Raw genomic sequence first — 577 nt, 5'->3', positions numbered from 1 at the left:
TGACCCACCCGATCGCGGTTGAGCGCGATGGCGCCGTGCGTGTCGTCATGTTGTCGACTGCGGAATACGAGCGCCTGGCGCGTCTCGATCACATCGCGCTTGCTCCCAAAGAACTGAGCGAAGCGGCATTCAATGCCATCGCTAATGCCCAGCCTGTCGCCGAGCCTGACGGTTCCGACAAACTCATGGACTGAGCCGCGCCCTAATGAGTGCTCGAGCATCAACGCCTCGATCAGCGAAGCCGCATCAGACCGAGCTAACCCAACGCGCCTTGCCCAAGGCCGGATGAAATGAAGGCGGTGCCGGGCGGTCGCGTTTACCCGGCACCTGTCGCGGCCATTAGCATTATCGTGTCCATGTTCAAGATGCCTGCGGTGCACTTGGACGAGTCGTCTTAAATCTAACGATATTTTACAAGTCGATGTTACGCCTCTCGATTTCATCGAGCACGGCCTGTTCGAAATCTGTAAGGTTTTCACCGTCTTCGACTTTATCCCATTCATCGACCAACTGTTTGTCGGTCATCTGTTTCGGGTCCATCATCCGCGTTGCTCCTGCATCGACAGGGCGATCATCA

1 protein-coding gene is annotated in these 577 nt (G+C 56.5%); it reads left to right on the top strand.

Features of this window, described 5'->3' with window-relative positions:
• A partial coding sequence (locus tag LH128_RS30535; protein ID WP_008833554.1) for a hypothetical protein occupies positions 1-194 on the top strand: 194 nt, incomplete at its 5' end.
• Positions 195-577 lie beyond the last annotated feature (383 nt).

The organism is Sphingomonas sp. LH128 (assembly GCF_000293195.2).
GTDB lineage: Bacteria > Pseudomonadota > Alphaproteobacteria > Sphingomonadales > Sphingomonadaceae > Novosphingobium > Novosphingobium resinovorum_A.
Note: the sequence above shows the minus strand (reverse complement) of the source record. Positions and strands in the feature narration are given on the sequence as shown.